General features: G+C 52.1%; 2 tRNA genes and 2 rRNA genes (1 of these 4 cut by a window edge). All 4 read right to left on the bottom strand.

The annotated features are described in order from the left end of the window. Window positions 1-1,547, bottom strand: a 23S ribosomal RNA gene (locus tag ACFW9Z_RS35985) (its annotated part extends 1,263 nt beyond the left edge of the window); the annotation flags it as partial. Window positions 1,548-1,629: 82 nt separating this feature from the next. Then, a tRNA-Ala gene (locus tag ACFW9Z_RS35980) sits at window positions 1,630-1,705 on the bottom strand. Window positions 1,706-1,719: 14 nt separating this feature from the next. Further along, window positions 1,720-1,796, bottom strand: a tRNA-Ile gene (locus tag ACFW9Z_RS35975). Between the two features lie 100 nt (window positions 1,797-1,896). Then, a 16S ribosomal RNA gene (locus ACFW9Z_RS35970) occupies window positions 1,897-2,500 on the bottom strand; the annotation flags it as partial.

The following is a 2,500-nucleotide window of genomic DNA, read 5'->3' as shown; positions in this document are numbered from 1 at the left end:
CGGATTTGCCTACTTATCAGCCTAACTGCTTGGACGTGCACAACCAATCGCACGCTTCTTCTATCCTTCTGCGTCCCTCCATTGCTCAAACGGTAAAGAGGTGGTACAGGAATATCAACCTGTTGTCCATCGCCTACGCCTGTCGGCCTCGGCTTAGGTCCTGACTAACCCTGAGCGGACGAGCCTTCCTCAGGAAACCTTAGGCATTCGGTGGAGGGGATTCTCACCCCTCTTTCGCTACTCATACCGGCATTCTCACTTCTAAGCGCTCCACCAGTCCTTCCGGTCTGGCTTCACAGCCCTTAGAACGCTCTCCTACCACTGTTCGAAGAACAGTCCGCAGCTTCGGTGATACGTTTAGCCCCGGTACATTTTCGGCGCAGAGTCACTCGACCAGTGAGCTATTACGCACTCTTTAAATGGTGGCTGCTTCTAAGCCAACATCCTGGTTGTCTAAGCAACTCCACATCCTTTTCCACTTAACGTATACTTTGGGACCTTAGCTGGCGGTCTGGGCTGTTTCCCTTTCGACTACGGATCTTATCACTCGCAGTCTGACTCCCAAGGATAAGTCATCGGCATTCGGAGTTTGACTGAATTCGGTAACCCGGTAGGGGCCCCTAGTCCAATCAGTGCTCTACCTCCGAGACTCTTACCTTGAGGCTAGCCCTAAAGCTATTTCGGAGAGAACCAGCTATCTCCAAGTTCGATTGGAATTTCTCCGCTACCCACACCTCATCCCCGCACTTTTCAACGTGCGTGGGTTCGGGCCTCCATTCAGTGTTACCTGAACTTCACCCTGGACATGGGTAGATCACCTGGTTTCGGGTCTACGACCACGTACTCATTCGCCCTATTCAGACTCGCTTTCGCTGCGGCTCCGCCTCTTCTGCTTAACCTTGCACGGGATCGTAACTCGCCGGTTCATTCTACAAAAGGCACGCCATCACCCGTTAACGGGCTCTGACTACTTGTAGGCACACGGTTTCAGGATCTCTTTCACTCCCCTTCCGGGGTGCTTTTCACCTTTCCCTCACGGTACTGGTTCACTATCGGTCACTAGGGAGTATTTAGCCTTGGGAGATGGTCCTCCCGGATTCCGACGGAATTTCACGTGTTCCGCCGTACTCAGGATCCACTCAGGAGAGAACGAAGTTTTGACTACAGGGCTGTTACCTCCTATGGCGGGCCTTTCCAGACCTCTTCATCTACCTCGTTCCTTTGTAACTCCGTACAGAATGTCCTACAACCCCAAGAGGCAAGCCTCTTGGTTTGGGCTAGATTCCGTTTCGCTCGCCGCTACTCAGGGAATCGCATTTGCTTTCTCTTCCTCCGGGTACTTAGATGTTTCAGTTCCCCGGGTCTGCCTTCTCATATCCTATGTATTCAGATATGGATACCACTCCATTACGAGTGGTGGGTTTCCCCATTCGGAAATCTCCGGATCAAAGCTTGCTTACAGCTCCCCGAAGCATATCGGTGTTCGTCCCGTCCTTCATCGGCTCCTAGTGCCAAGGCATCCACCGTGCGCCCTTTCTAACTTAACCGTTAAAAAGAATCACTACGTGATATCTTGCATTACTAATTGAATGTGAATTACTTCTGTTATCTAGTTTTCAAAGAACACGTTGGTGGAGCCTAGCGGGATCGAACCGCTGACCTCCTGCGTGCAAAGCAGGCGCTCTCCCAGCTGAGCTAAGGCCCCGTATTGGGTAAAGATGGTGGGCCTGAGTGGACTCGAACCACCGACCTCACGCTTATCAGGCGTGCGCTCTAACCAGCTGAGCTACAGGCCCATCTACCATATGAAAGAATCAAAGTTCCTTCAAAACTAAACAAGACAGGGAACGTTCTGTTTATAAGACCCAAGGTCTTATATTCCGTTAAAATCCTTAGAAAGGAGGTGATCCAGCCGCACCTTCCGATACGGCTACCTTGTTACGACTTCACCCCAATCATCTGTCCCACCTTCGGCGGCTGGCTCCTTAAAGGTTACCTCACCGACTTCGGGTGTTACAAACTCTCGTGGTGTGACGGGCGGTGTGTACAAGGCCCGGGAACGTATTCACCGCGGCATGCTGATCCGCGATTACTAGCGATTCCAGCTTCACGCAGTCGAGTTGCAGACTGCGATCCGAACTGAGAACAGATTTGTGGGATTGGCTTAACCTCGCGGTTTCGCTGCCCTTTGTTCTGTCCATTGTAGCACGTGTGTAGCCCAGGTCATAAGGGGCATGATGATTTGACGTCATCCCCACCTTCCTCCGGTTTGTCACCGGCAGTCACCTTAGAGTGCCCAACTGAATGCTGGCAACTAAGATCAAGGGTTGCGCTCGTTGCGGGACTTAACCCAACATCTCACGACACGAGCTGACGACAACCATGCACCACCTGTCACTCTGCCCCCGAAGGGGACGTCCTATCTCTAGGATTGTCAGAGGATGTCAAGACCTGGTAAGGTTCTTCGCGTTGCTTCGAATTAAACCACATGCTCCACCGC

The organism is Streptomyces sp. NPDC059452, from assembly GCF_042750035.1.
Taxonomy (GTDB): Bacteria; Actinomycetota; Actinomycetes; order Streptomycetales; family Streptomycetaceae; genus Streptomyces.
The sequence above is the reverse complement of the archived record's forward strand: the minus strand, read 5'-3'. Positions and strand labels throughout refer to the sequence as shown.